Origin of the sequence: Pseudomonas sp. NY15354, from assembly GCF_048068075.1 — a bacterium.
Taxonomy (GTDB): Bacteria; Pseudomonadota; Gammaproteobacteria; order Pseudomonadales; family Pseudomonadaceae; genus Aquipseudomonas; species Aquipseudomonas guariconensis_C.
Window position 1 is genome coordinate 19562 of record NZ_JBLUPV010000023.1, and the last position, 24359, is coordinate 43920.

Here is a 24359-nt window from a genome sequence, read left to right on the forward strand (position 1 = left end):
CTCCCCGAGCGTTTCTGGACTAAGCATGAGAATACTGATCATTGGGCCCAGCTGGGTCGGCGACATGGTGATGGCGCAGACCTTGTTCCAGTGCCTGAAGCAACAGCACCCCGAATGCGTGATCGACGTGCTGGCGCCCGAGTGGAGCCGGCCGATCCTCGAGCGCATGCCCGAGGTGCGCCAGGCCCTGAGTTTCCCGCTCGGCCACGGCGCGCTGGAGTTGGCCACGCGCCGACGCATCGGCAAATCCCTGGCGGGCCAGTATGACCAGGCGATCCTCCTGCCCAACTCGCTGAAGTCGGCACTGGTGCCGTTCTTCGCCGGCATCCCCAAGCGCACTGGCTGGCGCGGCGAAATGCGTTTTGGCCTGCTCAATGATGTGCGCAAGCTGGACAAAGCCCGCTACCCGCTGATGATCGAGCGCTTCATGGCCCTGGCCTATGCGCCGGGTGCCGAGCTGCCACAGCCTTACCCACGGCCGAGCCTGCGCATCGAAGCGCAGAGCCGCGACGCCGCACTGGCCAAGTTCGGCCTGGAGCTCGATCGACCGGTGCTGGCGCTGTGCCCAGGCGCCGAGTTCGGCGAGGCCAAGCGTTGGCCGGCTGAGCACTATGCCGAGGTTGCTGACGCGATGATCCGCCAGGGCTGGCAGGTGTGGCTGTTCGGCTCGAAAAACGACCATCCGGTGGGTGAGTCGATCCGTGACCGGCTGATTCCAGGGTTCCGTGAGGAGTCCTACAACCTTGCCGGGGAAACCTCTCTCGCCGAAGCCATCGACCTGTTGTCCTGCGCCGATGCCGTGGTGTCTAACGACTCCGGGCTGATGCACGTGGCCGCTGCCCTGAACCGCCCGCTGGTGGCGGTCTACGGTTCCACCTCGCCGGGCTTCACTCCGCCTTTGGCCGAGCACGTGGAGATCGTGCGCCTGGGCATCGAATGCAGCCCCTGCTTTGACCGCACCTGCCGGTTTGGCCACTACAACTGCCTGCGTCTGCTGGAGCCCGGCAAAGTGATCGCCGCGCTCACGCACCTGGGCGGGCCGAACCTGATCGATGTCCTGGCCGAGGTCGATTAAGTGCGGGTCCTGATCATCAAGACATCTTCGCTGGGCGATGTGATCCACACGCTGCCGGCGGTCACCGACGCCGCCCACGCCATTCCCGGTATCCGCTTCGACTGGGTGGTGGAGGAAGGTTTCGCCGAGATCCCCAGTTGGCACCCGGCGGTCGACCAGGTCATTCCGGTGGCCATCCGGCGTTGGCGCAAGAATCTCTGGCAGACGATCAAGAGCGGCGAATGGAAGGCGTTCAAGCAACGTCTGCGCGCGCGCAAGTACGACCTGGTGATCGATGCCCAGGGGCTGGTCAAGTCGGCCTGGCTGACGCGCTATGTCAAAGCGCCGGTGGCGGGGCTCGATCGCTACTCCGCCCGCGAAGGCTGGGCCAGCCGCTTCTATGACCGACGCCTGTCGGTCGCTGTCGGCCAGCATGCCGTGGAGCGGGTGCGCCAGCTGTTCGCCCTGGCCTTGGCCTACGACCTGCCCGAAGGCATCGGCCGCTATGGCCTGGACCTGGACCGTCTGCAATTGCCACCTGCAGCGCCGTACGTGGTGTTCCTGCATGGCACCACCTGGGCCACCAAGCACTGGCCCGAAGCCTACTGGCGCGAGCTGGCCGAACGCCTCGGCCGGCGCAATCTGCAGGTACGCCTGCCGTGGGGCAACCCGGCCGAGAAAGCCCGCGCCGAGCGTATCGCCCAGGGCTTGAAGAACTGCGAAGTCCTGCCCAAGTTGAACCTGGCCGGTGTCGCCCGCGTACTGGCGGCGGCCAAGGCCTGCGTGGCGGTGGACACCGGTCTGGGCCATCTGGCGGCGGCACTGGATGTGCCGACCATTTCCCTGTTCGGCCCGACCAACCCTGGCCTGACCGGCGCCTACGGGCGTGTGCAGGTCCATCAGGCCAGCGACTTCCCCTGCGCGCCCTGCCTGCAGAAGAAGTGCACCTACAAACCGAGCGCCGAGGATCTGCGCCGGTTCGATCTCAAACGCGAGTGGCCGCTGTGCTTCACTCGCCTGAATCCCGAGCATGTGGCGAGCCGCTTGAGCGCGCTGCTGCTGGCTGAGGATGTTCGTTGATGCAACTGGCTTTCGTGCTTTACAAATATTTCCCGTTCGGCGGGCTGCAGCGCGACTTCATGCGCATTGCCCTTGAGTGCCAGAAGCGGGGCCACCAGATCCGTGTCTACACGTTGATCTGGGAGGGTGACATTCCGCCGGGCTTCGAGGTGCTGGTGGCGCCGGTCAAGGCGCTGTTCAACCACCGTCGCAACGAGAAGCTCAGCGCCTGGATGGCCGCTGACCTGGCCAAGCGCCCGGTCGATCGTCTGATCGGCTTCAACAAGATGCCGGGGCTGGACGTCTACTACGCCGCCGACGGTTGCTTCGAGGACAAGGCCCAGACCCTGCGCGGCGGCTTGTACCGCCGCTGGGGCCGCTACCGGCATTTTGCCGAGTACGAGCGCGCGGTGTTCGCCAAGGATGCCCGCACCGAGGTGCTGATGATCTCCGAGGTGCAGCAGCCACTGTTCATCAAGCACTATGGCACTCCGCTGGAGCGCTTCCACTTGTTGCCGCCGGGGATCTCCCAGGACCGCCGTCGCCCGGCCGACGCCGATGCTATCCGCGCGCAGTTTCGCAAGGAGTTCGGCCTGGGTGACGACGACCTATTGCTGGTGCAGATCGGCTCGGGCTTCAAGACCAAGGGCGTGGACCGCAGCCTCAAGGCCTTGGCGGCGCTGCCCTCGGCGCTGCGCAAGCGCACCCGGCTGATGGTCATCGGCCAGGACGATCCGAAGGTGTTCCAATTGCAGAGCGCCACGCTGGGCCTGGGCGAGCAGGTGCACTTCCTCAAGGGGCGCAGCGATATCCCGCGCTTCCTGCTTGGAGCCGATTTGCTGATCCACCCCGCCTACAACGAAAACACCGGCACCGTGCTGCTGGAGGCCCTGGTGGCCGGCCTGCCGGTGCTGGTCTCCCAGGTGTGCGGTTATGCCCATTACATCGCCGAGGCCGACAGCGGCCTGGTGCTGGACGAGCCGTTCGAGCAGGAGCAACTCAACCGCTACCTGCAACGCATGCTCGAAGACGGCCAGGCGCGTGCGGCCTGGGCGCGCAACGGGCTGGCCTTCGCCGATACCGCGGACTTGTACAGCATGCCGCAGCACGCCGCCGACGTGATCCTCGGGCAGGAGCAGGCATGAAGCTGATATTGGCCGAGCCGTTCAAGCGCCTGTGGGCCGGGCGCGACCCCTTCGAGGCCGTGGAGGCCCTGCAGGGCGAGGTGTTCCGTGAACTGGAAGGCCGCCGCACGCTGCGCACCGAAGTCGAGGGTGAGGGCTACTTCGTCAAGATCCACCGCGGCATCGGCTGGGGCGAGATCTTCAAGAACCTGTTCAGCGCCAAGCTGCCGGTGCTCGGCGCCGGTCAGGAGTGGCGCGCGATCCAGCGCCTGCATCAAGCCGGCGTACCGACCATGACCGCCGTGGCCTACGGTGAGCGCGGCAGCAATCCGGCGAGTCAGCATTCGTTCATCGTCACCGAAGAACTGGCGCCGACCATCAGCCTGGAAGACTTCAGCATCGACTGGGTCAAACAGCCGCCCCAGGCGCGCCTGAAATGGGCATTGATCGCTGAGGTGGCGAAGATGACCGGCGGCATGCACCGTGCCGGGGTCAACCACCGCGACTGCTATATCTGCCACTTCCTGCTGCACACCGATCGACCGGTGACGCCAGAAGATTTCAAACTGTCGGTGATCGACCTGCACCGCGCCCAGACCCGTGACAAGATCACCCGCCGCTGGCGTGACAAGGATCTGGCGGCCCTGTATTTCTCGGCCTTGGACATCGGCCTGACCCGCCGCGACAAGCTGCGCTTTTTGCGTGGCTATTTCCAGCGTCCCTTGCGCCAGGTCCTGGCCGATGAGGCCGCGCTGCTCGCCTGGCTCGAGCGCAAGGCGCAGAAACTCTACGATCGCAAGCAACGCTATGGGGATGCGCTCTGATGGCGGGTTGGACATTGGCACCAGGCTACGAAAGCCTGGCGGCGGATTTCGGCAGTCTCGAGGCGGTGTTCGCCCTGCAGGGCGAACGTCTCACCCGTGACCCGCTCAGCGAAGTGGTGCGCATCGAGCGGGACGGGGTCAACTACTACGTCAAACGCTACACCGGTGCCGGCAAAGCCTTGCGCCGTTACCTGGGCCGGCCGCGCATCAAGGCCGAGTGGCAGAACCTCAAGCAGTTCGCCAAGTGGGGGATCCCCACCGCCGACGTGGTGGCCTGGGGCCTGGAGCGCAACGGTCTGGGCTTTGGCCGTGGTGCGATGATCACCCGCGAGCTGCCAAACACCGAAGATTTGTCCGCCCTGGCCGAGCGCAAGGATCCGCGCCTGGCCGACCGTGCCTGGGTCGACCGTGTCAGCCGCCAGCTGGCCAGGCATACCCGGGTCATGCACGATCACCACTTCGCCCACAACGATCTGAAGTGGCGCAACCTGCTGGTGGACGACAAGGCGACGCTGTTCTTCATCGATTGCCCGACCGGCGACTTCTGGCGCGGCTGCCGTGCCCTGATGCTGCGCCACCGCCTGATCAAGGACCTGGCGTGCCTGGACAAGGTCGCCAAATACCACCTTTCGGCGACCCAGCGGCTGCGCTTTTACCTGCAGTACCGCGGCCACCAGCGCCTGGATTCCAGGGACAAGCGACGGATCCGTGAGGTGGTGAGCTTCTTCGAGGGAAGGGAATGACCGATTACCTGGCCAGCGCCGACGAGGCGCTGCTGCAACGCCACGGGCTGAATGACTTCGAGGCGCTGTGGGCGCTGCAGCTCGACGCCGTGGACGAACCCAACACCGGCCGTGGCGGCTGGAGCAGCGTGTTTCGCCTGGAGCTCGAGGGCAAGGGGTTCTACCTCAAGCGCCAGAGCAACTACCTCACGCGGACCCTGCACCGGCCATTCGGCGAGCCGACCTTCGCCCGCGAGTTTCGCAACATCAGCCGCTACGAGAAACTCAGGATTCCCGCCTTGCAGGCGGTGTTCTATGGTGAACGCAAGGGCAACGGTCAGCATCGCGCCATTCTCATGACCCGAGCACTGGATGACTGGCGCGACCTGGACAGCCTGCTGGCCCAGTGGCCGCAACTGGCGGCCGGGCAGCGCGAGGGCATCCTCAAGGCCTGCGGTCAGCTGGCCCGCACCCTGCACGCGGCAGGCCAGGTGCATGGCTGTTTCTACCCCAAGCACATCTTCCTGCGTGAGCGTCGCGAAGGCTGGCAGGCCCAGCTGATCGACCTCGAGAAGACCCGCCCGCTGCTGATGGGCATGCGTGACCGGCTCAAGGACCTGGAGCCTTTGCTGCGCCGTGCCCGCGCCTGGAGCGAGGGGGACGTGCGCAGCCTGCTGGCGGCCTACCTCGAGCAGCCTGGCGACAGCAGCCTGGTCGACACTTGGTTGCAGCGTCTGGTGCGTCGTCGCCGTGAAAAGGAGGCGCGTTGATGCGTTTGTCTGATCTCAAAAGCGCCGGGCGCAGCCCGTCGTTACCCCTGAACGTGACCCTGGCCGATGCGGCCGGCAGCGCCGATTTGCAACTGCTCAGCCTGCTGCGCGTGCTGCCTGGCCAGCGCTATGTCGGCGCCGGAATCTGGCGTGGCACACCGGTGTTGGCCAAGCTGCTGGTCGGCGGCAACGCGGCCCGCCACTTCCAGCGCGAGCTGGAGGGCGTGAAGCTGCTCGCCAGCCAAGGCCTGACGACTCCGCAATTGTTGGCCGATGGCCTGAAAGAGGGGGAGGGCGGCTGGTTGCTCTTCGAGTTTCTCGACGGCGCCCAGAGCCTGGCCGACGCCTGGGCAGCGGTGGAAAACCTCCCCGTGCTGGCGGATGAGCAGCAGCAGGTCCTGGGCGAAGCGCTCGCCGCGGTCGCACACATGCACGCCAAGGGCCTGTGGCAGGAAGACCTGCACCTGGACAACCTGCTGCGTCATGGCGGTCAGCTGTACCTGATCGACGGTGGCGGCATCAAGGCCGAGACCCCGGGGCAGCAGCTGTCGCGCCAGCGCGTGCTGGAGAATCTCGGGGTGTTCTTCGCCCAGTTGCCCAAGCGCCTGGAGCCGTTCATCGAAGAGCTGCTGGTCCATTACCTGCTGGCCAATGCCGAGCATGCCCTGCCGCTGGAAGCCCTGCAGAAGCAGATCGACAAGGTGCGCAACTGGCGCTTGAAGGACTATCTGGAAAAGGCCGGGCGCGAGTGCACGCTGTTCAGCGTGGAGCGCAGCCTTTCGGGCCTGCGGGCGATCCGCCGGGCCGAAGTGCCAGCCATGCTGCCGGTGCTGCAGAACGCCGATGCGTTGATCGACGAGGGGCATCTGTACAAGACCGGCGGTGCGGCCAGTGTGGCGCGTATCGAGGTCGATGGCCGCACCTTGGTGCTCAAGCGCTACAACATCAAGAACACCGCACACTGGTTCAAGCGCTTCTGGCGGCCCAGCCGCGCCTGGCACTCCTGGATCGAAGGGCATCGTCTTGAGTTTCTCGACATCGCCACGCCACGGCCGTTGGCGGTGCTGGAGCAACGGGTCATGGGCCTGCGCAGCCGGGCCTTTTTGGTGACCGAGTATGCCGACGGGCCGGACCTGATCGAATGTTTCCAGCCATACGTCGAGAGCGGCGAGGCGCCTGAAGAACAGGTGCAGGCGTTGGTGCACCTGATGCAGCAGCTGATCCGCGAGCGCATCAGCCATGGCGATTTCAAGGGGCACAATTTGTTCTGGCAGAACGGCCAGTGGTCGCTGATCGATCTCGATGCCATGTGCCAGCATGCCACCCAGCTCAGCTTTGCGCCGGCCTATGCCCGCGACCGGGCGCGAATGTTGCGCAACTGGCCGAGCGGCAGCGCCCTGCACCAACGGCTGGATGCGGTACTGCCGCGCATTGATCAGTAAGTCCCGGCACCGCATCGCGGGGCAAGCCCGCTCCTACAGGTACAGCAGATGACTGTGCAGGACTTGTAGGGGCGGGGCTGCGGTGCTCTCGACAGCACCGCTGTACCTGTGGGGGAACCCGCGAAGAAGACGCCACAGCGCAAGACTATTGCTCTCAGGTGCTCAGGCTCGACCGATCAGCCCACGAACCCCCAGCAGCGCGGGCACACCCAGTCCCGCCCAGGACAACACGTCCCACCCGCCATCCCCCAGCAACGCGGCAAACAACCCCACTGCGCCCAGCACCGCGATGACCGCCGGCCAGGCGAAGATTCGCCGGGTCGATTGCGACTTGTGGCTCATGCCGTCACCTCCCGCGCCTTGCGCTGCTTGCCCCACCACAGGTACAGGCCGCTGCCCAGGACGATGAGGGTCAGCACGTCGAGCACCGCCCACAGGATCTGCATAGGGCGCCCGCCGTAGTCACCAAAATGCAGCGGCTGTGACAAGCCCATGGCATCCATGTACCAGGGACGCTCGCCGACCGCTGTGACCTGAAGCGTGCAGGCGTCGATCAGCACCGGGGTCAGCAGGTGCGAGGTCAGGTGCGTGGCGCCTTTCATGAATACGGCGTAGTGGTGCTCGCTGGAAAAGCGTGTGCCGGGGAAGGCGATGAAGTCCGGTCGCATGCCTGGCGCGGCCTCGGCGGCGATCTCCAGCAGACGGCTGGCCGGTGCGCGCTCGGTCAGCGGCGGGGCGTCGCGGTAGGGGGCAACCATCGCCGCCAGGCTGTCGTTGCGCCAGGCGGCGATGACCAGGTCGGAGAGGGCGCTGATCACCCCGGTGACACCGACCACCAAGGCCCAGGTCAGGGTGACGATGCCGATCAGGTTGTGCAGGTCGAGCCAGCGCAGGCGACGCGAGCGATCATGGCGCACGCTGGCGAACTTCAGGCGGCGCATGAACGGGGCGTAGAGCACCGTGCCGGAGACGATCGCCACCACGAACAACACGCCCATGAACGCCAGCAGCAACTTGCCGGGCAGGCCCGCGAACATGTCCACATGCAGGCGCAGCAGGGTCATCATGAGGCCGCCGTTGGCCGCAGGCATCGCCACGGCTTCGCCCGTGCGTGCGTCGAGCATGAAGGTGTGCGACGCGTTGGGTTCGGTACCGGCGGTGGCGGCCATGATCGCCACCACGCCGTTTGGGTCGTCCTCGTCATAGCCGAAGTACTGCATGACTTCGCCAGGGCGATGGGCCTGGGCCTTGAGTACCAGTTGCTGCAGGTCCAGGTGCGGCGTGCCCTCGGGCATCTCGCGCAGCTCGGGGGCATCGCCGAGCAGGTGCTCAAGCTCGTGATGGAAGATCAGCGGCAGGCCGGTGAGGGCCAGCAGCATCAGGAACAGGGTGCAGACCAGGCTGGTCCAGGTGTGGATCACCGACCAGCGGCGGATGGTTTGGCTCTTCATTACGGTTCCGGGAAATCTGGGGGCTCGGCGGTGTTGCTGCCAACGCCATCGCGGGACAAGCCCGCTGCTGGAGGGGGCTTGTCCCGCGACGGGCTGCGCAGCGGCCCTGTGGATCAGAACTTGTAATTGACGCTGGCGGTCACGTTGCGCTCGTCGCCGTAGTAGCAGTAGTACCCGTCACAGGTGGACAAGTAGTCCTTGTTGAACAGGTTCTTGGCATCCACCGCCACCGTCACGCCTTTGAGGGTGTTGTTCACCCGGCCCAGGTCGTAATGCACCGAGGCGTCGTAGACGGTATAGGAGCCGGTATAGCCCCAGTCGGTGTTGGTGGTGTTGCCGTAGGAGTCGCCCACGTAGCGCACGCCCAGCCCCACACCGAAGCCATCGAGTGGCCCGCTGTGCCAGGTGTAGTCGGCCCAGGCGGTGGCTTGGTTGCGTGGCACCTGGGCCATGCGCTTGCCTTTCTCACCGGTGGCACCCTTGAGGATTTCGCTGTCGTTGTAGGTGTAGGAGCCCACAAGTTTGAGGTTTTCCGTGACGTCGGAAGTGGCTTCCAGCTCCAGGCCGCGTACGCGGACCTTGCCGACCTGGCGGGTCACGCCTCCCTCGGAGACCGAAACGTTCTCTTGGGTAAGGTCGAACACTGCACCGGTCAGTAGTGTCTGGCTACCCGGTGGCTGATACTTCAGACCCACCTCGTACTGCTTGCCTTCGGTTGGCTTGAAGGCTTCGGTTCGGCTGACACTCGCGCCCCTGGCGGCCTGGAACGACTCGGCGTAGGAGATGTAAGGCGTCAGGCCGTTATCGAAGACGTAGCTCAGCGCCGCGTTGCCGCTGAACTGCTTGTCACGCTGGGTATTGGTGGCATCGCCAAAGTTGTGGAAGGTCGTGCCGGTATGAATCCAGTCTTCGCGACCGCCCAAGGTCAGGCGCCAGTTGTCCAGGGCCATCTGGTCCTGCAGGTAGACACCGGTCTGTTGGGTCTTCTGGTTGTAGTCGTACATGTCGATGTACTGGACCTTGGAGAAGTCTTGGCCGTAGACCGGGTTGTGGATGTTGCTTGGCGGAACCCCTGCCGAACCCCAGCGCCAGTGGGCGTCGCTGGTCGAGCGCTGGTGGTCCAGGCCCAGCAGCAGGGTGTGGCTGACGAGGCCGGTCTGGAAATCGGCCTGGAAATTGTTGTCCACGGCGAACTGGCTGATGTCTTCCTCGACGATACCGGCGGTGCGTTGCACGGTGCCATCGGGGCTGACCGCAACGTCCGGGCCGTTGGGCCAGATCTGGCCGCCTGCGGTGATGCCTTTGAAGTCCAGCTCATTGCGGGTGTAACGCAGGTTCTGGCGGAACTGCCAGGTGTCGTTCAGGCGCGTCTCGAAGGCATAACCCAGGGCGTAGTAGGTACGGTCGTAGGACTCCCAATCCGGATCGCCGAGGTTCTTGTGATGGGAAATCTTGCCGGCCGGGCTGTCCAGCTTGGTGCCTTGCAGTGGCAGGAACTGGCCCGTGATGCCGGTATCGTCCCGCGTGTACTGGGAGATGAAGGTCAGCTTGGTGTCGTCGTTGATGTTCCAGGTCAGGCTGGGGGCAATGTTGTAGCGCTTGTCCGGAATGTGGTCCACAGCCGCATTGCTGTCGCGCACGGTGCCGCTGAGGCGATACAGAAATTGCCCTTCGTCGTCGATCTTGCCGGTGCTGTCGAAGTTGATCTGTCGGTGTTCGTTGCTGCCGACCTGGGCTTCGAGTTCATGGCTGCTCAGGGCTTGTGGCCGGCGGGTGGTCATGTCCAGCAGACCGCCGGGCGGGGTCTGGCCATAGACAGATGATGCCGGGCCGCGCAGCACGGCGATACGCTCCAGGTTCCACGGTTCGATCTTGGGCGTGGCGTAGTTGCCCACAGGCAGCGGCAGGCCATCGAGGAACTGGGTGGGCACGAAGCCCCGTACCAGCAGCCAGTCGCTACGTGAGTCGGCGCCGTAGCCACTGCTCTGCACGCCGGCGGTGTAGCGCAGGGCGTCGTTGAGGTTGAGAACGGGGCGATCTTCCATTTGCTGACGGGTGATCACGCTGACCGAGCGTGGCAGTTCGGCAATGGCTGTGTCGGTCTTGGTGCCTGCGGCGGTGCGCGTGGCGGTGTAGCCTTCTACCGGGCCCCAGGCCGTCTCGAAGTCGCCGCTGGCGTTGATCGCGGTTTCCGGCAGTGCCAGGGTGCCGTCGGGCGTGGCCACCAGGCTGTAGCTGCCGACGCTGCTCTGCTGCAGTTGCAGCCCCGTGCCACGCAAGGCTGCATGCAGGGCGCCGACGGCATCGTACTGACCGTTGACCGGGGCCGAGGTGCGGCCATCGACCAGCGCCGGATCCAGGGCCAGGGCGATACCGGCCTGGCTGGCGATCTGATTCAGGGTGCTCGCCAGCGGTGCGCTGGGCAAGTCATAGGCACGCAGGGCCGACTGCTCGGCGGCTTGCAGGGCAGGGCTGGCCAGCGGGGCGGCCAGGGCGATGGCCAGGGCCATCAGGCTGGGGCGCAGGAAAGAATCTACGGCACGGGACATGCAGCGGCTCCTCGACGAATAAGTGCTGATTGCTTCCTTGCCGAGCGAGATTTGAAAAGTGACAGGGGTGTTGGAAAAAAATGTGCGATGGGGAAAGGGGGCTGCTTTGCAGCCCATCGCAGGCGTCGCCAGCTCCTACGGAGGGAGACTGAATGTTGCGGTCTATTTGGCGGTGACGGTCACCCACCATGGCGTATGCCGCTCGATCTTCACCGGCAAGGCTGGCGTAAGCGATGCCAGGGCCAGGTCGGTGTCGGTCAGCGGGAAGCTGCCGCTCACGCGCAGGTCGGCGACCTCGGCGGTCACGCCCAGGTGGCCGTTGCGGTAATGGGCGAGCGCGGCGATCAAGTCGCCCAGGCGTACGTTGTCCACGACCAGCATGCCACGGGTCCACGCATCGGCACCGACCGCGACGGGGTCGACCTGACCCAGGCCATCGGCGGTCATCAGCACCTGCTGCCCTTCGCGTAGCACCTGCTCATCGATGCTGTTCAGTGGCCTGGCCGCGACCGAGGCCTGGAGCACCTCCAGGCGGGTGCCATGGCCCTCACGCTTGACCAGGAAGCGTGTGCCCAGTGGCCGCAGGCGGCCATCGTCGGTACGCACCAGCAGTGGTCGGGTATCCCCATGGCCGGTTTCGACGGAAATCTCGCCCTGGTGCAGGACGATCACCCGCTGCGCGCCGGCGAAATCGATGTCCACCGCCGTGGTGGTGTTCAGGCTCAGCAAGGTGCCGTCTTCGAGGCGCAGGGTGCGCAGCTCGCCGGTACCGGTGCGCTGGTCGGCCAGCCAGTAGTCCGGCGATAGCGAAGGCGCACCGAGTCCGACCAGCAGCGCCCCTACCAACAGCAGCCCGGCCAGCCCGCCGCCGAAGCTGCCGACCCGCTGGCGCAGGCCTGCGCGCGATTGCACCAGGGCTTTGCGTGCCGGGCCTGCCGCCGCGCTGACGCGTCGGTCGAGCATGCCCAGTTGTTGCCAGGCACGGGCATGTTCTTCGCTGGCGGCATGCCAGCGCACGAATTCGATGCGTTCGTCGGCGGTGCCGTCGCCGCCATCGAGGCTGAGCTTCCAGGCAATGGCGGCGTCCAGGACCTTGGCCGAGACGGGCGTGGTGTTCACGTTGGCTCCCCATAGAGCGCCACGTAGCACTGGCGCATGCCCTGGGCGATGTACTGACGCACCCGTGAGACCGATACGCCCAGGCGCTCGGCGATCTCGGCGTGGCCCATGCCATCGAGGCGGTTGTGCAGGAAGGCCGCCCGGGCCTTGCTCGACAGCTTGCCGAGCAGGCGGTCGATGGCCTTGAGGTCTTCGAGGATCAGGTGCTGGACTTCGGGGGAAGGCTGCTCGGCCTCGGGCCGGTTGGCCAGCTCGGCCAGGTAGGCCTGCTCCAGGGCCGCGCGGCGGAAGTGGTCGAACAGCAAGCCCTTGGCCACGGCGACCAGAAAGGCGCGGGGTTCGCGGGGGGCGTCGAGCTGCTCGCGACCGAGCAGGCGCACGAAGGTGTCCTGGCTCAGGTCCTCGGCACGTTGACGGCAGGCTGTGCTGCGTTGCAGCCAGGCCAGCAGCCAGGTGCGGTGGTCGCGGTACAACGTATCGACCAGCTGGGCATGTGGGCTCTGCGCAGACGACAAGAAGCGTCCCCCGAAAAGAATGCGTTAACTAACGATAATTATTCGCGATTGTGACAGAGCGAGGGCGCGGGGTGCAATTGACGCTTATCGGATTGTGACCGTGGACTTATCCACAAAGGCATCGTTGGGCTCGACAAGGTCTTCGCGGATAAACCTGCTGCAACAGAGGACAGGGGCAGCGGATCTATCTGAAACAGCGCGAAGGGTTACAGGCTGTATTGCTGCGTCTTGCGCCGACGCCATTGCTGCAGGCGAAGGTTGAGCTGCAGAGGGCTGTCGAGCTGTTGGCGACGGGCCTGGCTGAGCAGGATGAGGGCCAGTTCGGCAGTCACCTGGGCATCGGCGCTGGCGTGGTGGCGCTCTTCGGCGTGCAGTCCGAAGCGGGCGATCCAATCGTCCAGGCTGGCTTCGCGCAGCACGGTGTCGGGGTTGAGCATCGGGGCCATCTCGGCCACATCGAAGAACGGGTGTTGCAGGCGATAGCCGAGGCTGTCCTTCAAGGCCCGGGCCAGCATGCGCTGGTCGAAGGGCGCGTGGAAGGCCAACACGGGGCTGTCGCCGATGAAGTCCAGCAAATCGAGCAGGGCGGTGGCTGGGTCGCAGCCGGCGGCCAGGGCGCTGGGGCCCAGGCCGTGGATCAGCACGCTGGGGTTGGTCTTCTGCGCCGGACGGTGCAGGGTGCGCTCGAACTGTTGGCGAAAATCGATGGCGCCATCCTCGATGGCCACTGCACCGATCGACAGCACTTGGTCGCGGTTGACGTTCAGGCCGCTGGTTTCCAGATCCAGCACCACCCAGCGCTGCTCGCGCAACGACAGCACGCCCAGTGTCGGCGCGGTCTTGGGCAGGCGTGCAATGCGCTGGAGCAGGTCGCCGTCCAGTGCCAGCGGAGCCGGTCGCAGCCAGGCGAACAGGCTCATAGCTGATACCGCAGGGCCAGGCTGCTTTGCAGGCGCTGGGCCTGGCGTAGGGACTCACGCAGGATGCGCCGGTCCAGGTGGTTGAGGCTGTCCGGGTCAAGCCGGTTGGAATAGGGCAGGTTGTCGCGGCTCTGGCGTTGATGCTGTTGCATGCGAGTCTGCTGGATGAAGTGGTAGGCCTCTTCATAGGCGGCGCCGTCCAGCGGCTCGATGATGCCCCGAGCGACCAGATGACGCAGACGTTCCAGGGTGTTGCAGGCCTTGATGCCATTGGCCAGTGCCAGCAGGCGAGCGCCATCGACGAAGGGTGTCAGGCCCTGGACCTTGAGGTCGAGGGTCGCGGCCTTGTCGTCGCCCTGGCGGGTCAGCACGAACTCGCGCAGGCGCCCTACCGGTGGGCGTTGACGCAGGGCGTTGTCGGCCATCATGCGCTGGAAGATGCGGTTGTCGGCGACCTGCTCGAGAATCCCACGGCGCAGTTGCTCGCAGCCCTGTTCGTCGCCCCAGACCACCCGCAGGTCGAAGTAGATGCTCGAGCCCAGCAGGTTTTCGGGGCTGGCCTCACGGATGAAACCGGCGAAGCGGCGCGCCCATTCGCTGCGCGACAGGCACAGCTCGGGGTTGCCGGCCATGACATTGCCCTTGCACAGGGTGAAGCCGCACTGGGCCAGGCATTGGTTGATGTACTGGGCCAGCGGCAGCAGACGGGCGCGGATCGCTTCGGCTTCGGTGGCGTCGTCGGCTTCGAAGAGAATGCCGTTGTCCTGGTCGGTGTGCAGGGTCTGTTCGCGGCGGCCTTCGCTGCCGAAGCACAGCCAGCTGAACGGCACGCCCGGATCGCCTCGCTCGGCCAGGGCCAGCTCGATCACCCGGCACACGGTATGGTCGTTGAGCAGGGTGATGATCTGGGTGATCTGTGTCGATGAAGCACCATGGGCGAGCATGCGTTCGACCAATTGGCCGATCTCGCCGCGCAGCGACACCAGGTTCTCCAGGCGTGGGGCATGGCGGATGGTGCGGGCCAGGGGCACCAGATCGACCCGCTGCAAAGAGAACAGGTCGCGCTCGGAGACCACGCCGCACAGGCGTTGGTTGTCCACCAGGCAGACGTGGGCGATATGCCGTTCGGTCATGGCCATGGCGGCGTCGAACGCGCTGGCCTGGGGGCTGAGGTAGAACGGCTTGGCCGTCATGTAGCGCTCGATCGGCGCGGTCAGTTCGGCGCGGGCGTCGGCCACCACCTGGCGCAGGTCGCGCAGGGTGAAGATGCCGATGGGGAAGCGCTGTGGATCGACGATGACGATGCTGCCGACCTGCTGCTCGTGCATCAGCCCCACGGCTTCGCGCAAGGGCGTGTCCGGCGAGCAAACCACGGGGTGACGCATGGCCAGCTCGCCCAGCGGTGTGTTGAGGGAATACTGGGTGCCCAGGGTTTCCACGGCGCGCTGGCGCACTTGCTGGTTGACCTGGTCGAGCAGGCTGCTGACACCCCGCAGGGCGAAATCGCGAAACGGCTCGGACAACGAGAACACGCGGATGAACGCGCTCTTGTTCAGTTGCAGGCAGAAGGTGTCCTCACCGGCCAGGTGCTCGGTGCGCGTGGCCCGTTCGCCCAGCAGCGCCGCCAGGGGGAAGCACTCGCCGCTGGCGATCTCGAAGGTGGTTTCCATGCCCGGCTTGGTGACGTGCTGGCGCTCGCCGACCACTCGGCCTTGCTTGACGATGTAGAAGTGTTCGACCGGGCCGTCGGCCGGCTTGATGATGCTCTCGCCGCTGGCGTAGAAGCGCAGCTGGCACTGCTCCACCAGGTAGGCCAGGTGGCTGGGCTCCATCTGGTTGAACGGCGGGAAACGCTGCAGGAACTGCAGGGTACCCTGGATGTTCTGCAGCACTGCCGTTCTGCCGGCCTGGCTGTAGGCGTCCTTCTTGCTCATGGAACTGACCGCATGTAGGGGGCACTAGGCGCAGGCCCTGTTGTTCTAAGGCTCCATGGTCGGTCGCCGGCCTTGCGGTGCCCATTGGACGTAAGTCTATAAGGTGCGACGCGTCCTGCCTGGAAGGCGCCTGGGTGTCAAATAGACGACGAAAGGTGCCTTGCATAGCGTTGTTTTGCGGTCTGAACTGGTAGAACGGGATTTTTTTGACGAGATGACCATGGCCGAGCATGACGACATCCTGAGTGACGACGAGCGCGAGGCATTGGCCACGCTGACCGCTCCGCCGGCCCCTGCGCAAAGGGTGCTGGTGGTGGACGACGATGTCGCGAACCGCGAAGCGTTGTGCGTTTACCTCAAGTCCAAAGGCATCGACTGCATCACCGCTGACGGTGCCCAGGCGGCGCTGGGCCTGCTCAAGCGCAGGGCAAACATCGGCCTGATGATCACCGACCTGCGCATGGAGCCCAAGGACGGGCTGGAACTGATTCGGCAGGTGCGCGAGTCCCAGTGCGCAGCCCTCTCGATCATCGTGGTGTCGGGCGACACCGATGTGAAGGAGGCGGTGGACGTGATGCACCTGGGGGTGGTGGACTTCCTGCTCAAGCCGGTGGACCTGGACAGGTTGCTGGAGCTGGTGAGGAAGGAATTGGGGATCGAGTAAAGCATTGGGGCCGCAGAGCGGCCCCAAAAGGTCTTACAGCCCGTTGCGCGCTTTGAACTCGCGGCGACGACGGTGCAGCACTGGCTCGGTGTAGCCGTTCGGCTGCTTGGTGCCTTCGACGACCAGCTCGATAGCGGCCTGGAACGCGATGTTGTCATCGAAGTTCGGTGCCATCGGGCGGTACTGGGCATCCCCGGCGTTCTGCTTGTCGACCACTGCGGCCATGCGCTTGAGGCTTTCCATGATCTGCTCCTGGCTGACGATGCCATGACGCAGCCAGTTGGCCAGCAGCTGGGCGGAGATGCGCAGGGTGGCGCGGTCTTCCATCAGGCCGACATCGTTGATGTCCGGCACTTTGGAGCAGCCCACGCCTTGGTCGATCCAGCGGACCACGTAACCCAGGATGCCCTGGGCATTGTTGTCCAGCTCGTTGCGGATCTCTTCGTCCGACCAGTTGGTGTCGGTCGCCAGTGGGATGGCCAGGATGTCGTCGACCGAAGCCGGCGCGCGCTTGGCCAGCTCGCGCTGACGCGCCTGCACGTTGACCTTGTGGTAGTGCAGGGCGTGCAGCGTGGCGGCGGTTGGCGACGGTACCCAGGCGGTGTTGGCGCCGGCCAGCGGGTGAGCGATCTTCTGCTCGAGCATGGCGGCCATCAGGTCAGGCATGGCCCACATGCCCTTGCCGATCTGGGCACGACCTTGCAGGCCGGTGGCCAGGCCGATGTCGACGTTGTTGTTCTCGTACGCGCCGATCCACTTCTCGTTCTTCATGGCGCCTTTGCGCACTACGGCGCCGGCTTCCATGGAGGTGTGGATTTCGTCACCGGTGCGGTCGAGGAAGCCGGTGTTGATGAACACCACGCGCTCGGCAGCGGCCTTGATGCAGGACTTGAGGTTGATCGTGGTACGACGCTCCTCGTCCATGATGCCGACCTTGACGGTGTTGCGCTTCATGCCCAGCAGGTCTTCGACGCGGCTGAAGATTTCGGCGGCGAACGCCACTTCTTCTGGGCCGTGCATCTTCGGCTTGACGATGTAGACGCTGCCGGTGCGGGTGTTCTTGCGGCTGGTGTTGCCCTTGAGGTTGTGCAGGGCGATCAGGTTGGTGAACAGGCCATCCTGGATACCTTCAGGAATCTCGTTGCCTTGGGCATCGAGAATCGCCGGGTTGGTCATCAAGTGACCAACGTTGCGCACGAACAGCAGCGAACGACCGTGCAGGGTGACGGTGCCGCCCGCGGCCGCGGTGTATTCGCGGTCGGGGTTCATGGTGCGGGTGAAGGTCTTGCCGCCTTTGGTCACGCTCTCGGACAGGTCGCCTTTCATCAGGCCCAGCCAGTTGCGGTAGACCACGACTTTGTCGTCGGCATCGACAGCGGCGACGGAGTCTTCGCAGTCCATGATGGTGGTCAGTGCCGATTCCATCAGGATGTCTTTCACGCCGGCGGCGTCGGTGCTGCCGACCGGGGTGCTGGCATCGAACTGGATCTCGAAGTGCAGGCCATTGTGCTTGAGCAGGATGGCGGTCGGGGCGCTCGCGTCACCACGCAAACCGATCAGCTGGGCGTCATCGCGCAGGCCGCTGTTGCTGCCGCCCTTGAGGGCGACGATCAGCTTGCCGCCGTCGATACGGTAGCCGGTGGAGTCCACGTGGGAGCCAGCGGCCAGCGGTGCGGCTTCGTCGAGGAAGGCGCGGCCGAAGGCGATGACCTTGTTGCCGCGGACAGGGTTGTAGCCCTGGCCTTTCTCGGCGCCGCCTTCATCGCTGATGGCGTCGGTGCCATAGAGCGCGTCATACAACGAACCCCAACGGGCGTTGGCGGCGTTCAGGGCGAAGCGGGCATTCATCACCGGCACGACCAGCTGTGGGCCGGCCATGTGGGCGATTTCTTCGTCCACGTTCTCGGTGGTGGCCTGGAAATCGTCGGCTTGTGGCAGCAGGTAGCCGATTTCCTGGAGGAAGCTCTTGTAGGCCACGGCGTCATGGGCCTGGCCTTTACGTGCCTGGTGCCAGGCATCGATCTTGGCTTGCAGTTCGTCGCGCTTGGCGAGCAGGGCTTTGTTCTTTGGAGCGAGGTCGTTGATGATCTTTTCCGCACCCGCCCAGAACTGCTCGGCGACGATGCCGGTACCTGGCATGGCTTCGTTGTTGACGAAGTCGTACAGGACCTTGGCGACCTGAAGGCCACCGACTTGAACGTATCCAGTCATTGCTTGCCTCACTCTGCTCAGCTATTTCGCTCTTCTGTATTAAGCCTGTAGCGCTTCTCTAAACACGGCACCAGTACTTGCCCTCGTGATATGAGCGCGGCTGGGTGCGGCTCGCCAGACGGGCTGACGGGCGGGTTGCGTATTTTCACAGGCGCCTTGGCAGACATCCAAACGACGTTTTGTAGTCCGCACCGAGGCATACTACATGAGGCAGTAGGCAGGTGAAAATCAGACTAAAAGCGTCGTTGTGCGACCAATCGGTCGCGTATGGTCACGCTGGGAGTGGATATGTTCGCAAAAAACAGGTGGATTGTTCCAGATAAATCTTGAAACAGTACACGATTCGTTGTGCGAACCGCCCTGCGGCAGGTTGCCGCGCCTTGCCTATACTGAGGCGATGTCCCCGTATTTCGCCGCGCGCAGCGGTGTCCAAGACCTAACAGCAGAGCTCAGGAGCGGCCCGTGGACCATCTCGTACTGACAGTGATCGCCCCCGATAAAGCCGGGCAGGTCGAGCGTATCGCCCAATGCATTGCCGAGCATAACGGTAACTGGCTGGAGAGTCGCATGTCGCGGATGGCCGGGCAATTTGCCGGGATCTTGCGCGTGGCGGTGCCGGCCGAGTCCTATGACGATCTGGTGGAGGCCTTGCACAAGCTTTCAAGCCACGACATCCGCGTGCTGATCGCCGAGAGTGGCATCGAGCCTTCTTGCACCTGGAAACCGATCGCCATGGAGCTGGTGGGTAACGATCGGCCGGGGATCGTGCGCGATATCACCCGGTTGCTGGCCGAGCAGGGCGTCAACCTGGAGCGCTTCACCACCGAGGTGCGTCCGGCACCGATGAGCAGCGAGCCGCTGTTCTGCGCCGATGCATTGCTGGCGCTGCCGTTGACGCTGTCGCTGGATGACCTGCAGCGGCGGCTGGAAAGCCTGGCGGATGATCTGATGGTCGAGCTGAAGCTGCGGCCTGAGGATTAACCCACTTGGGGTTGCGGTTATCCCAGATTCATGGGGGCGGCGCTGTGGATAACCTGGGGGCGTACTGCTGTGGCCCAGGCCTGCCGGGGCTTCCCGAGATTTGAGCAAAAAATGTCCAGATATCAAGGCGTTGTGCACAAAGCACGGGGACGAGGGTGTGGATAACCTTTGGAGATCTCGCTGCAGGCCACGATACACGTGGCCTGCAAAGATTTGATCGTTTTTTGATCAGGCGCGCTTGCGCAGGCTCAGCCAGGCATCGACGCTATAAAGGGCCAGACCTGCCCAGATGAACACGAACGCCAGCAGGGTGCTGGACGACAGGTGTTCACCGAACAGCAGCACCGCCTGCAGCAGAACCAGCGTCGGCGCCAGGTACTGAAGGAAGCCCAGAGTGGTGTAGGGCAGGTGACGCGCGGCGGCGTTGAAGCACACCAGCGGGACCAGGGTGACCGGTCCGGCTGCCATCAGCCAGAGGGCTTCGCTGCTGGTGTAGAAGCTGGCTTGAGCGCTGCTCGCCTCTGGGTTGAGAAGCAACCAACCGGCCGCCAGGGGCACCAGCATCCAGGTTTCCACCACCAATCCGGGTAGCGCCGCCACCGGTGCCTGCTTGCGGATGAGGCCATAGAAGCCGAACGACAACGCCAGCACCAGCGATACCCAAGGCAGGCTGCCGACCTGCCACACTTGCTGGGCCACGCCCACCGCCGCCAGCCCCACCGCGAGCCATTGCAGGCGACGTAGGCGCTCGCCGAGCAACAGCATGCCCAGCAGGACGTTCACCAACGGGTTGATGTAGTAACCCAGGCTGGCTTCGAGCATGCGGCCGTTGTTCACCGACCACACGTAGGTCAGCCAGTTGCCGGCGATCAGTGCCCCGCTCAGGGCCAGGATGCCCAGGCGACGCGGGTTTTCACGCAGTTCGCGCCACCAGCCCGGGTGCTTCCAGACCAGCAACAGAAGCGAGCCGAACAGCGCCGACCAGAGTACCCGGTGAACGATGATCTCCACCGCCGGAACGCTCTGGATGGCTTTGAAGTACAGGGGGAACAGTCCCCAGATGATGTAGGCGCTCAGGCCCAGGATATACCCGCGGCGCGGGTTGGCGGCGTGCATGGAGATTCCTTGCTTAGGTAACTAAATACTGCACGCCTATTGTAGACAGACCGCCTATCGCTTCTAAAACAATTTCAGCGGTTCTTCATCGAGTGCGGCGATCTGTTCGCGCAGGGCGAGTATCTGGTCGCCCCAATAGCGCGGCTGGCCGAACCAGGGAAAGCTCGGCGGGAACGCCGGGTCGTCCCAGCGCCTGGCCAGCCAGGCGCTGTAGTGCAACTGGCGCAGGGCGCGCAAGGGTTCGATCAAGGCCAACTGGCGTGGGTCGAAGTCGTGGAATTCGTTATAGCCGTCGATCAGCTCCGCCAACTGGCCCATGCGCTCTTCGCGGCTGCCGGCGAGCATCATCCACAGGTCCTGGACGGCAGGGCCCATGCGGCAGTCATCCAGATCGACGATATGGAAGGCCTCGTCGCGGTACATCAGGTTGCCTGGATGGCAATCGCCGTGCAGGCGGATCACCTCATGTGGGGTGCGGGCATAGAGGCGCTCGACCCGTTGCAGCAGGTCGCGGGCAACGGATTCGAAGGCTGGTCGCAGTTCGTTGGGCACGAAGTCGCCATCGAGCAACGTTTGCAGCGAGGCGTGTCCGAAGTTATCCACCGCCAGTGTTTCGCGGTGCTCGAAGGGGCGAGCAGCGCCTACTGCGTGCAGGCGACCGAGCAATTGGCCCAGGCGGTAGAGCTGATCGAGGTTGCCCGGCTCCGGGGCGTGACCACCGCGGCGTGGAAACAGCGTGAAGCGAAAGCCCTGGTGTTCGAAAAGGCTGCGGCCTTCGTGCAGCAGGGGGGCTACCACCGGGACATCGCATTCGGCCAGTTCGGCGCTGAAGCGGTGTTCCTCGAGGATGGCGTCGTCGGTCCAGCGCCCGGGACGGTAGAACTTGGCGATCAGCGGTTGCGCGCCTTCGATACCTACCTGATAGACCCGGTTCTCATAGCTGTTGAGGGCCAGCACCCGGGCATCGCTGAGAAAGCCCAGGCTTTCCACGGCGTCCAGGACCAGGTCGGGGGTGAGGGTGTCGAAGGGGTGGGACATGAAGGCTCCGGGCACGGCGGCAGGATAAGGTGCCATGGTACCGCAGGTTGGCCAGCGGCCGCGCCCGGCCCATGTAGGAGGCGGCTGCGTTACACCGGAACCCCAAGCAGCACATAGGACGGGTGGAACTGCACGCGCACTGGGCTACCGATCTGCACCTGATGCTCTGCCAGCCAGGCCACTTCGGCAAAGGCGCACAAGGTCTGCCCGTTGCCTAGCACCAGCCGCACTTCGCTTGGCCCGTCGTCGTCGGGCAGTACATCTTCGACGGTGGCTTTCAGGCAATTGCTCCCCGCGTCGACCGGGTCGGACGCGACCAACAACTGCACCCACCCGGCCTTGAGCAGCGCGACCACCGTGGTATCGAGTGCCAGTTCCAGGCGTTCGGTACTGCCGCGGGTGATCAGCGCTTCGATCTGCAGCCCGCCGCCCAGGTTCAGGCTGACGCGGTCATGGCGGCCTTCGCGGCGCAACCCGCTGATACGTCCTTGCAGTTGGTTGCGCGCGCTGGTGCGCAGCATCAGGCGGCCGAGCAGGTCCAGGTCGCTGCTGTCTTCGGCGGCTTCCAGCAGCTGTGCCTGCAGGCTCTGCAGGCGCTGGTACAGGCGCAATACCCGCTCACCTTCGACCGACAGGCGTGCGCCGCCACCTCCGCGACCTCCCGTACTGCGCTCCACCAGCGGCTGGGTGGCCAGGTTGTTGAGCTCATCGATGGCGTCCCAGGCGGCTTTGTAGCTGATGCCGGCGGCCTTGGCTGCGCGGGTGATCGAGCCTTGGTCAGCGACATGCTGGAGCAAGGCGATGCGCTGGGGGCGACGGGCGATGTGCTGGGTGAGCAGGGCTGGTAGGGACATGGCAGGCGTCGGTCTTGGTGAAGATGCTGAGACGGTGCCGGTGGCCTGCTGGCAAGTCAAGACAAGGTGACTCCATTGCAACTGCAGGAGCGCGCTCTCCGCGAAGGCGCCGGCGGTGTTGCCCTCACATCTGGCCTGGCTTGGGCGTGCGCGCCAGGCAATACACATCGACCCGACGGGCACCGGCCTTGCGCAGCAGCGCGGCGATGGCTTGGGCGGTGGCACCCGTGGTCAGGACATCGTCGACGATAGCCAAGTGCAGGCCGTCGAGCCGCGCATCGCAAACAAGCCCGAATGCCTGGCGCAGGTTGCGCCGGCGGGCCTTGGCGCCGAGGGTCTGTTGGGCAGGGGTGTCGCGCGCCCGTCGCAACAACTGCTCGTTGCAGGGAATGCCCACCTGCCCGCCCAGCCATCTCGCCAGCAAGGCCGCCTGGTTGAAGCCTCGTCGGCGCAGTCGACGGGCAGTCAGGGGGACGGGCAACAACTGGTCAGGTTTTGCCAAGCCCTCGGCAAAGCCGTGCAGCAGCGCCTGACCCAGCAATCGCGCCATCAACCGACCGAGCGGCCATTGGCTGTGATGCTTGAACCGGCTCACCAGCGTGTCGATGGGAAAGCCGAAATACCAGGTCGCTACAACCTGATCGAAGGCCGGCGCGCGGCGGCTGCACTGAGCGCAGGTCAAATCGGCCATGGGCAGCGGCAGCGCGCAGCGGGTGCAGTGATCGTCCAGCCACGGTAGGGCGTGCTCGCACTCGGTACACAGAGAGTAGGCCTGGTCAGTGGGTTCGTCGCAAAGCAAACAGCGTTGATTAATATTTGTACACTTGTAAACCAGGTATTTTGCGAGTGGTTGACAGTCCATGGGCCTTCCCTGAGTATGCGAGCTATCCGTGATGCGCTGGCGGGCTGTTCCTGTCCCGGCGCCAGCAAGAGCCTAAACAAGGAAACGCCGATGAGCGCCAGCACAACTGCAACAACACGTCACGACTGGTCCCTGGCCGAGGTCAAAGCCCTGTTCCAACAGCCGTTCAATGACCTGCTGTTCCAGGCGCAAACCGTGCATCGCGCCCACTTCGACCCCAACCGCGTGCAGGTTTCCACGCTGCTGTCGATCAAGACCGGTGCCTGCCCGGAAGATTGCAAATATTGTCCGCAGTCCGGTCACTACAACACCGGGCTGGAAAAACAAAAACTGATGGAAGTGCAGAAGGTGCTGGAAGAGGCCGCTCGGGCCAAGGCCATCGGCTCGACCCGCTTCTGCATGGGCGCAGCCTGGAAACACCCCTCGGCCAAGGACATGCCGTACGTGCTGGAGATGGTCAAAGGCGTCAAGGCCATGGGCCTGGAAACCTGCATGACCCTCGGCAAGCTCGACCAGGAGCAGACCAAGGCCCTGGCCGAAGCCGGCCTGGACTACTACAACCACAACCTGGACACCTCGCCGGAGTTCTACGGCAGCATCATCACTACCCGCACCTACGGCGAGCGCCTGCAGACCCTGGCCTATGTGCGCGATGCCGGGATGAAGATCTGCTCCGGTGGCATCCTGGGCATGGGCGAGTCGCTCGATGACCGCGCAGGCCTGCTGATCCAGTTGGCCAACCTGCCGGAGCACCCGGAGTCGGTGCCGATCAACATGCTGGTCAAGGTTGCTGGTACGCCGCTCGCCGAAGAAGAAGACGTCGACCCCTTCGACTTCATCCGCATGCTGGCGGTAGCACGCATCCTCATGCCCAAGTCCCATGTGCGCCTCTCCGCCGGCCGCGAACAGATGAACGAACAGATGCAGGCCCTGGCGTTCATGGCTGGCGCCAACTCGATCTTCTACGGCGAGAAGCTGTTGACCACCGCCAACCCGCAAGCCGACAAGGACATGCAACTGTTCGCCCGTCTGGGCATCCAGCCTGAAGCGCGTGAAGAACACGCCGATGAAGTGCACCAGGCGGCCATCGAGCAGGCGCTGGTCGAGCAACGCAGCAGCGAGCTGTTCTACGACGCAGCACAGGCCTGAC

The 24359-nt window shown here is 64.7% G+C and carries 22 protein-coding genes; 10 read left to right on the forward strand and 12 right to left on the reverse strand.

Annotation, left to right across the window (positions count from 1 at the left end; translation table 11 throughout):
- Window positions 1-25: 25 nt before the first annotated feature.
- From waaF to ACNFCH_RS19205, 7 genes are read left to right on the forward strand one after another with little or no spacing between them, the layout of a single operon-like run.
- Window positions 26-1075, forward strand: a complete 1050-nt coding sequence (gene waaF, locus ACNFCH_RS19175) for a lipopolysaccharide heptosyltransferase II (protein ID WP_196165339.1) — start codon at window positions 26-28, stop codon at window positions 1073-1075.
- Window positions 1076-2134, forward strand: coding sequence for a lipopolysaccharide heptosyltransferase I (gene waaC / locus ACNFCH_RS19180; protein ID WP_070090716.1), 1059 nt, complete (start codon window positions 1076-1078; stop codon window positions 2132-2134).
- Entirely contained in the window at window positions 2134-3258 is a 1125-nt protein-coding gene (locus ACNFCH_RS19185) for a glycosyltransferase family 4 protein (protein WP_337159197.1), read from the forward strand. Before waaC ends, ACNFCH_RS19185 begins: the two co-directional genes overlap by 1 nt.
- Window positions 3255-4061, forward strand: a complete 807-nt coding sequence (gene rfaP, locus ACNFCH_RS19190; protein WP_043212621.1) for a lipopolysaccharide core heptose(I) kinase RfaP — start codon at window positions 3255-3257, stop codon at window positions 4059-4061. The genes ACNFCH_RS19185 and rfaP overlap by 4 nt, the downstream gene beginning before the upstream one ends.
- Entirely contained in the window at window positions 4061-4804 is a 744-nt protein-coding gene (locus ACNFCH_RS19195) for a lipopolysaccharide kinase InaA family protein (RefSeq protein WP_337159198.1), read from the forward strand. The genes rfaP and ACNFCH_RS19195 overlap by 1 nt, the downstream gene beginning before the upstream one ends.
- Window positions 4801-5553 (forward strand): lipopolysaccharide kinase InaA family protein, encoded by a 753-nt coding sequence (locus ACNFCH_RS19200; protein WP_196165343.1) that lies wholly within the window; start codon window positions 4801-4803, stop codon window positions 5551-5553. The genes ACNFCH_RS19195 and ACNFCH_RS19200 overlap by 4 nt, the downstream gene beginning before the upstream one ends.
- Window positions 5553-6995: a lipopolysaccharide kinase InaA family protein gene (locus ACNFCH_RS19205; protein ID WP_416743309.1), complete on the forward strand. Its 1443-nt coding sequence runs from the start codon at window positions 5553-5555 to the stop codon at window positions 6993-6995. The genes ACNFCH_RS19200 and ACNFCH_RS19205 overlap by 1 nt, the downstream gene beginning before the upstream one ends.
- A gap of 162 nt (window positions 6996-7157) precedes the next feature.
- Here ACNFCH_RS19205 and ACNFCH_RS19210 read toward each other — a convergent pair whose 3' ends face one another.
- From ACNFCH_RS19210 to ACNFCH_RS19240, 7 genes are all read right to left on the reverse strand, one after another.
- Complete coding sequence (locus tag ACNFCH_RS19210; RefSeq protein WP_337159200.1) at window positions 7158-7337, reverse strand: hypothetical protein; 180 nt, start codon at window positions 7335-7337, stop codon at window positions 7158-7160.
- Window positions 7334-8446 carry a PepSY-associated TM helix domain-containing protein gene (locus tag ACNFCH_RS19215; protein WP_337159201.1) on the reverse strand — a complete coding sequence of 371 codons (1113 nt, stop codon included), beginning with the start codon at window positions 8444-8446 and terminating at the stop codon, window positions 7334-7336. The genes ACNFCH_RS19210 and ACNFCH_RS19215 overlap by 4 nt, the downstream gene beginning before the upstream one ends.
- A gap of 113 nt (window positions 8447-8559) precedes the next feature.
- Window positions 8560-10995, reverse strand: a complete 2436-nt coding sequence (locus tag ACNFCH_RS19220) for a TonB-dependent siderophore receptor (RefSeq protein ID WP_337159202.1) — start codon at window positions 10993-10995, stop codon at window positions 8560-8562.
- Between the two features lie 162 nt (window positions 10996-11157).
- The gene (locus ACNFCH_RS19225; RefSeq protein WP_416743310.1) at window positions 11158-12114 is read right to left on the reverse strand and encodes a FecR domain-containing protein; all 957 of its coding nucleotides are present in this window, start codon (window positions 12112-12114) and stop codon (window positions 11158-11160) included.
- The gene (locus ACNFCH_RS19230) at window positions 12111-12629 is read right to left on the reverse strand and encodes an RNA polymerase sigma factor (RefSeq protein ID WP_416743311.1); all 519 of its coding nucleotides are present in this window, start codon (window positions 12627-12629) and stop codon (window positions 12111-12113) included. The genes ACNFCH_RS19225 and ACNFCH_RS19230 overlap by 4 nt, the downstream gene beginning before the upstream one ends.
- Before the next feature lie 206 nt (window positions 12630-12835).
- Window positions 12836-13549, reverse strand: coding sequence for a 3'-5' exonuclease (locus tag ACNFCH_RS19235; protein WP_337159205.1), 714 nt, complete (start codon window positions 13547-13549; stop codon window positions 12836-12838).
- Window positions 13546-15483, reverse strand: a complete 1938-nt coding sequence (locus tag ACNFCH_RS19240; protein WP_416743312.1) for a DUF294 nucleotidyltransferase-like domain-containing protein — start codon at window positions 15481-15483, stop codon at window positions 13546-13548. The genes ACNFCH_RS19235 and ACNFCH_RS19240 overlap by 4 nt, the downstream gene beginning before the upstream one ends.
- Before the next feature lie 214 nt (window positions 15484-15697).
- Here ACNFCH_RS19240 and ACNFCH_RS19245 point away from each other — a divergent pair, with 214 nt between their 5' ends.
- Complete coding sequence (locus tag ACNFCH_RS19245) at window positions 15698-16147, forward strand: response regulator (protein ID WP_230393037.1); 450 nt, start codon at window positions 15698-15700, stop codon at window positions 16145-16147.
- Between the two features lie 33 nt (window positions 16148-16180).
- Here the strand turns inward: ACNFCH_RS19245 and ACNFCH_RS19250 are convergent, their stop codons facing one another.
- The gene (locus tag ACNFCH_RS19250) at window positions 16181-18358 is read right to left on the reverse strand and encodes a malate synthase G (protein ID WP_337159207.1); all 2178 of its coding nucleotides are present in this window, start codon (window positions 18356-18358) and stop codon (window positions 16181-16183) included.
- Window positions 18359-18820: 462 nt separating this feature from the next.
- Here ACNFCH_RS19250 and ACNFCH_RS19255 point away from each other — a divergent pair, with 462 nt between their 5' ends.
- The gene (locus ACNFCH_RS19255; protein ID WP_337159208.1) at window positions 18821-19339 is read left to right on the forward strand and encodes a glycine cleavage system protein R; all 519 of its coding nucleotides are present in this window, start codon (window positions 18821-18823) and stop codon (window positions 19337-19339) included.
- A 228-nt stretch (window positions 19340-19567) separates the two neighbouring features.
- On the opposite strand, the gene rarD is transcribed toward ACNFCH_RS19255, so the two are convergent.
- The 4 genes from rarD to ACNFCH_RS19275 all read right to left on the reverse strand — a co-directional run bounded on the left by rarD (window position 19568) and on the right by ACNFCH_RS19275 (window position 23209).
- Window positions 19568-20455 carry an EamA family transporter RarD gene (gene rarD, locus ACNFCH_RS19260; RefSeq protein WP_196165355.1) on the reverse strand — a complete coding sequence of 296 codons (888 nt, stop codon included), beginning with the start codon at window positions 20453-20455 and terminating at the stop codon, window positions 19568-19570.
- Between the two features lie 63 nt (window positions 20456-20518).
- Window positions 20519-21493, reverse strand: a complete 975-nt coding sequence (locus ACNFCH_RS19265; RefSeq protein ID WP_337159209.1) for a serine/threonine protein kinase — start codon at window positions 21491-21493, stop codon at window positions 20519-20521.
- A gap of 89 nt (window positions 21494-21582) precedes the next feature.
- Window positions 21583-22347 carry a TOBE domain-containing protein gene (locus ACNFCH_RS19270; RefSeq protein ID WP_416743313.1) on the reverse strand — a complete coding sequence of 255 codons (765 nt, stop codon included), beginning with the start codon at window positions 22345-22347 and terminating at the stop codon, window positions 21583-21585.
- A gap of 124 nt (window positions 22348-22471) precedes the next feature.
- Window positions 22472-23209 carry a ComF family protein gene (locus ACNFCH_RS19275; protein ID WP_337159211.1) on the reverse strand — a complete coding sequence of 246 codons (738 nt, stop codon included), beginning with the start codon at window positions 23207-23209 and terminating at the stop codon, window positions 22472-22474.
- A 90-nt stretch (window positions 23210-23299) separates the two neighbouring features.
- Here ACNFCH_RS19275 and bioB point away from each other — a divergent pair, with 90 nt between their 5' ends.
- Window positions 23300-24358, forward strand: a complete 1059-nt coding sequence (gene bioB / locus ACNFCH_RS19280; protein WP_070090697.1) for a biotin synthase BioB — start codon at window positions 23300-23302, stop codon at window positions 24356-24358.
- Window position 24359 lies beyond the last annotated feature (1 nt).

Excerpts from the sequence above, each read along its gene's own strand:
- ACNFCH_RS19250 (WP_337159207.1), bottom strand. The coding sequence starts at position 18,358 with ATGACTGGATACGTTCAAGTCGGTGGCCTTCAGGTCGCCAAGGTCCTG.
- ACNFCH_RS19205 (WP_416743309.1), top strand. The coding sequence starts at position 5,553 with ATGCGTTTGTCTGATCTCAAAAGCGCCGGGCGCAGCCCGTCGTTACCC.
- ACNFCH_RS19220 (WP_337159202.1), bottom strand. The coding sequence starts at position 10,995 with ATGTCCCGTGCCGTAGATTCTTTCCTGCGCCCCAGCCTGATGGCCCTG.
- bioB (WP_070090697.1), top strand. The coding sequence starts at position 23,300 with ATGAGCGCCAGCACAACTGCAACAACACGTCACGACTGGTCCCTGGCC.
- rarD (WP_196165355.1), bottom strand. The coding sequence starts at position 20,455 with ATGCACGCCGCCAACCCGCGCCGCGGGTATATCCTGGGCCTGAGCGCC.
- ACNFCH_RS19240 (WP_416743312.1), bottom strand. The coding sequence starts at position 15,483 with ATGAGCAAGAAGGACGCCTACAGCCAGGCCGGCAGAACGGCAGTGCTG.
- ACNFCH_RS19185 (WP_337159197.1), top strand. The coding sequence starts at position 2,134 with ATGCAACTGGCTTTCGTGCTTTACAAATATTTCCCGTTCGGCGGGCTG.
- ACNFCH_RS19235 (WP_337159205.1), bottom strand. The coding sequence starts at position 13,549 with ATGAGCCTGTTCGCCTGGCTGCGACCGGCTCCGCTGGCACTGGACGGC.
- ACNFCH_RS19195 (WP_337159198.1), top strand. The coding sequence starts at position 4,061 with ATGGCGGGTTGGACATTGGCACCAGGCTACGAAAGCCTGGCGGCGGAT.
- ACNFCH_RS19265 (WP_337159209.1), bottom strand. The coding sequence starts at position 21,493 with ATGTCCCACCCCTTCGACACCCTCACCCCCGACCTGGTCCTGGACGCC.
- ACNFCH_RS19215 (WP_337159201.1), bottom strand. The coding sequence starts at position 8,446 with ATGAAGAGCCAAACCATCCGCCGCTGGTCGGTGATCCACACCTGGACC.
- waaF (WP_196165339.1), top strand. The coding sequence starts at position 26 with ATGAGAATACTGATCATTGGGCCCAGCTGGGTCGGCGACATGGTGATG.
- ACNFCH_RS19245 (WP_230393037.1), top strand. The coding sequence starts at position 15,698 with ATGACCATGGCCGAGCATGACGACATCCTGAGTGACGACGAGCGCGAG.
- ACNFCH_RS19210 (WP_337159200.1), bottom strand. The coding sequence starts at position 7,337 with ATGAGCCACAAGTCGCAATCGACCCGGCGAATCTTCGCCTGGCCGGCG.
- ACNFCH_RS19270 (WP_416743313.1), bottom strand. The coding sequence starts at position 22,347 with ATGTCCCTACCAGCCCTGCTCACCCAGCACATCGCCCGTCGCCCCCAG.
- ACNFCH_RS19275 (WP_337159211.1), bottom strand. The coding sequence starts at position 23,209 with ATGGACTGTCAACCACTCGCAAAATACCTGGTTTACAAGTGTACAAAT.
- ACNFCH_RS19200 (WP_196165343.1), top strand. The coding sequence starts at position 4,801 with ATGACCGATTACCTGGCCAGCGCCGACGAGGCGCTGCTGCAACGCCAC.
- rfaP (WP_043212621.1), top strand. The coding sequence starts at position 3,255 with ATGAAGCTGATATTGGCCGAGCCGTTCAAGCGCCTGTGGGCCGGGCGC.